Source organism: Stenotrophomonas sp. STM01, from assembly GCF_014852135.1.
Classification (GTDB): Bacteria; Pseudomonadota; Gammaproteobacteria; order Xanthomonadales; family Xanthomonadaceae; genus Stenotrophomonas; species Stenotrophomonas capsici.
Map to the genome: position 1 here is coordinate 1 of NZ_JACVBA010000009.1, position 4,654 is coordinate 4,654.

Sequence of the window (4,654 nt, forward strand, 5' to 3'; positions counted from 1 at the left end):
GTGCGCAGGGCGTGGTGGAGCTGGCGGCCGGCAAGACGATCCACATCGCCACCGCCGGTGGTGCGAGCGTGACGATCGAGGGCGGCAACATCAGCTTCAACTGCCCGGGAAAGATCACCGTGCATGCCAAGAAGAAGTCATTCGTGGGCCCGGTGCAGGGCGACTATCCGTTGCCGCTGTTCCCGAAGTCCATCTGCGTGGAGTGCATGCTGAAGGCCGCCGCGTCCGGTGCGCCATTCGCGGCATTGCAGTAAGGAGGAAGCGACGTTGTCCTCCTGTCATGCAAACAATGCACTGCCTTCGGCCGCGTTGCCCGCGTTGGCGGCCGCCATCGCCGGTGACGGCGATCTTGCCTGTTGGGCGTTGCTGGATGCGGCCCTGGTCGATGCCGGGCGGGTGCAGGCGGTCTGCGCCCGGCATGGCATGCAGGTCACGGCGGCCTATGCGGGCTCGGAGCTGGATGCCTACGGCGAAGTGGGCGTGCTGCTGCTCGCCCTTGCCGGCAGTGAGGTGCACCGCACCGCGCAGGTCCTGCAATTGCTTGAGCTCGCAATGCCCGCGCCGGCGCTGAGCTGGTTGTACGGCAATGCCGATGTTGGGCAGTTGCAGCGGTTGTGCGCCTATCTGGGCATGGCGCGCGTCGCCGAACGCGGGCAGCCCATCCACTGCCGTTTCGCCGATACGCGTGTGTTGCCGGTGTTGCTGGCCGAGTTGTCCGCCACGCAGATTGCGCGCGTGAGCGGATGTGTCGCGCAATGGGGCTGGGTGGACCGCAACGGGCAGTACGTGCAGTGGCGTGCAGCTCCGGACGGGGCAGTCGCCGATACACACGAGCACCTGCACCTGTCCGTGGCCCAGTTCCGTGCGCTGCGCGCCGCCGCCGAGCCCGATGCGATCTTCATGATGTTGTGCGAACAGACCCCCAGCCTGGTGCCGGAGGCACGCGTGCGCGGCGACTTCCATGCCCGGATCACGCAGATCCTGCAGACGGCGTCCCGCTTCAACGTGCAGGATCTCAAGAGCCGCCTGCAGTTCGTGGTGCTCAGTCTCAGCTGCGGGGAAGACTTCCACACCCTGCCGGAACTGCACTCCACCTGGGAAGGCGTGCGAGCGGGGGAGTTCCTGCTGGTCGACAAGATGCCGCTGTGGGGCAATGCGGTCTGGGAACGGCTGGAACACCGTCGCCCGGAGGAAGAACGCGGGGTGCTGCCATGAGGGGCACGGCATTGCAGCAGAACGCCACCACATCGCAGCGGTCCGTTGATGACCGCAAGCATGACCACGGCGGGCGCAGGACGCCCGCAAGGATGGACCGAATGAAGCCTGCCCTTCCGTATTTCCATGAACGCCGCAAGCCATTGGCACGTACGATGAGGCGGCACTGGCAAGTACTTCTCGGCGTTTGCCTGCTCTCGCTGGTGAGCGCCTGTGGGGCCAAGTCCGGTCAGGATGACACGGCCATGGGCAGCATCGATGGATACAACTCCACCGATCAGGCCATCACGCCGTTCTACGTGAACAACCACGGCGGCGTCAGCATCAACGCTTACTCCGGTGGTGGCTCGGTGTGCTGCATCCTCTACCCGAGGAAATGGCATCCCGGGCTGACCGCCAAGGTCAAGTGGGCGACCAGCAGCGGCAAGTCCGATGGCGACCCGACCCAGACCTGGCATGAGGCGGAGGTTCCGATCGAGCCTTATGACGTGCCCGGTTCGATGAATGTGCATTTCCTGCCGAATGATGAGGTGCGGATCGTGATCTTCAACGGTTCGCCGCGCGCGGAAGGCTACAAGGGGCCGCCCTATCCGGAAGCACCGCCGGGCTGGTCGACGCGATCGGACGTTGAGGACGCAGGTGTGCCGCCCGTACCGGCTGCCCCGCAGGGAGAGACCAAATGAGCAAGTTCGAGGCAGGCTGGTGGGCGGTTGATCGTCGTGGCGACGGTTCGACGGAGGCGTGGTTCTTCGCCGATGCGAAGCATGTCACCGGAACGGCCTTGTTGCTGCCCAACGGCGACCAGTTGCTGTACTTCCGCCCCACCAAGGAGAAGCCCTTCCTGTTGCGTGACTGGAAGCCCAGCTATGAACGCCTGGGCAGCGCACCTCCGGGGGACAGCTGGGACAACGACAAGTACGGGGCGAAGGCAAATGCCACCATGCAGATGCCGAAGGACTTCCCGCGCGCAAGCCGCAAGCCCAGCGCGCAGGAGCTGTCCGGGCGGGCCGGCAAGGCCGACCTGGGCAAGGCCGACGGCCTGGACTGCATGCGCGAGCTGCATGTCGGGGTGTTCTTCGACGGCACCAACAACAACATGCTGCGCGACCGCGGCAGTGCGGGCCATTCAAACGTGGTCACGCTGTACGACGCGCACAAGTCCGATGACGTGGAGTACTTCAAGTTCTACCTGCCCGGAGTGGGCACGCCGTTCCCCGAGATCGACGAGACGGGAGAGGACAGCAAGGGAAAGAGCATGGCCCGTGGTGGCGAGGCACGCATCCACTACGCGATGATCATGCTGTACAACGCGGTTTCGCGTTCGGTCACCGGCACCGACCTGGTGCCGGCGGACGAAGCCAAGGTCCTGGTCACCGAAATCTGGAGGGGCTTGAAGACCCTGTATCGCGGCGGCAACGCCAAGATGATCCAGATATTCGAGGACATCGACCAACGCCTGCTGGCGAAGGTGAAGGAGAAGCGGCCGAACATCACCCGCGTCCACCTGACGGTGTTCGGGTTTTCGCGCGGCGCCGCGGAGGCACGCACGTTCGCGAACTGGGTGAAGCTGGCCACGAAGGGGAAGGTGGGGCCGGCAGAGTTGAACATCCGCTTCCTGGGGCTGTACGACACCGTGGCGTCGGTGCTGCTGGCCGATTCCTCGCCGGTGGGCGGCGGCTTCCTCGATTGGGCCAACGGCAGCATGGGCATTCCGGCCGGCGTCGAGCAGACCGTGCATTACTGCGCCGGGCATGAGATCCGGCGTTCGTTCCCGTTGTCGACGTTGCGCATGGGCGGGGATTGGCCGTCACCGGCCAAGGAGTTCGTCTACCCCGGCGTGCACTCGGACATCGGCGGTGGCTATGCCCCCGGCGACCAGGGCAAGGGACGTGCGGGGCGCAGTGACATGCTCTCGCAGATCCCGCTGAGCGACATGTATTTCGAAAGCGTCAATGGCGGCGTGAAGCTGCTTCCGCTCAATGAGCTGCCTGCCAATATCAACAGCGACTTCAAGATCGAGCCGACGCTGCAAAGTGCATTCTCGGCCTACCTGCAATGGACGCCGACCAACGAGAAGGGCGAGAACGTCAGCGGCAGCAAGCGCGGCCACATGGAAGGGCGCATGCAGACGCAGATGCAGCACTACTGGCGTTGGCGCGGGAAGTACACCAGTGACGCCGCGCTGAAGACGCTCAAGAGCTGGTCCGCGGCCAGCGCGCAGGACAAGGCGGACCTGGAAGAGGGCAACAAGGACTGGCAGGTTGACCTGCAGCGTGCCCGCGACGCCCACAAGCCGAGGACGGTGACGGTGCCCATCGGCCTGGTGGGGGTCCCGATCAATCTGTCGGCCTCGCCCTCGCAGGTGCAGAAGGACGTGGTCAGCGCGGTGGATGCGACGGCGCCGATTCCTGCCGACGTCGACCGCTTCTTCGACGACTACGTGCATGACTCGCACGCGGGCTTCTGGATGCTTGGGCCGATCACACGCATCGACAAGGCGATCTTCATCAACGAGATCCGCAAGCGCAACGCACTGCGGGAGCACCACCTAGCGCTGGCGAAACAGTACAGCGACCTGCGCAAGCACGATGAGGCCGGTCGCGAGTACATGCAGGCGCTGTCCTATGAGCTGAACCGGTTCGAGCAGCAGGTGCTGGCCGCCAACAGCAAGGACGTGGACGTCGAGGACGAGAACAGTGCAGGGAACGTGCCGTTGATGCGCGATTCGGATGCCAAGGACCTGCGTGACAACATGGGCATGGAAGGCTGGGTCGTGAAGAACGTGGTGGGATCGGGCACGCGCCGTGAACCCAACGGTGTCGGCCAGTACCGTCACATCATGGACCGCGACCACGAGCGCTTCCTGCAACCGATGAAGGAAGTGGAGTACCAGCGCGATCGCGCGATCGATGCGGCCAAGGAGAAGGTGCAGGAAGGTGTTGACGGTGTCCGCCAGAAGGCCGGGGAGATCAAGGATGGTGCGGCGCGTGCGGTGGATCGCGCGGTCGACAACGCGATTGATGCCGGCAAGGACGCCGTGATCGATGGACTCAAACGTGCGATTCCCAACGGGATGCCGCGGTTCTGATCACTGCGGCAGTCCTGCCAGACGACACGACGCGAGGCCCCGGTGGGCCTCGTGTCGTCATGGCCTGAACTGTGCGTTGTTGCCCGATTTGAAGCTTTGCCGATTCATTTATTTGAATTCGGCATGAAATGTCACGTTCCTGTTTTCTGATAGATTCGCCGGCAAGGGGGAATGCACGGCTATCCGCTGCGTGTCGGGCGGGCTGTCACAACTTCTGGGATTGGCATGGATCAGCTGACGAACCTGATGGCACAGGTCGCCGCGTTGAACAGCGCGCAGCGCCTGTACCGGCTGGAGAGTGACCTCCTTGGGGAGGGCGTGGTGGAGCGTTGGTGGGGGCGGGATGCGTTG

General features: G+C 64.4%; 4 protein-coding genes. All 4 read left to right on the forward strand.

Annotated elements, in window-relative coordinates; translation table 11 throughout:
* Positions 1-254 (forward strand): DUF2345 domain-containing protein (locus tag IB227_RS18365; RefSeq protein WP_192288562.1); only part of this gene is annotated, 254 nt, incomplete at its 5' end.
* A gap of 13 nt (positions 255-267) precedes the next feature.
* On the forward strand, positions 268-1,215 hold the full coding sequence (locus IB227_RS18370) for a DUF4123 domain-containing protein (protein WP_192288563.1): 948 nt from the start codon (positions 268-270) through the stop codon (positions 1,213-1,215).
* 101 nt (positions 1,216-1,316) lie between these two features.
* A complete protein-coding gene (locus IB227_RS18375) occupies positions 1,317-1,898 on the forward strand; it encodes a DUF3304 domain-containing protein (protein WP_225591987.1) in 582 nt (193 codons plus the stop codon).
* The gene (locus IB227_RS18380; RefSeq protein WP_192288565.1) at positions 1,895-4,303 is read left to right on the forward strand and encodes a DUF2235 domain-containing protein; all 2,409 of its coding nucleotides are present in this window, start codon (positions 1,895-1,897) and stop codon (positions 4,301-4,303) included. Before IB227_RS18375 ends, IB227_RS18380 begins: the two co-directional genes overlap by 4 nt.
* Positions 4,304-4,654 lie beyond the last annotated feature (351 nt).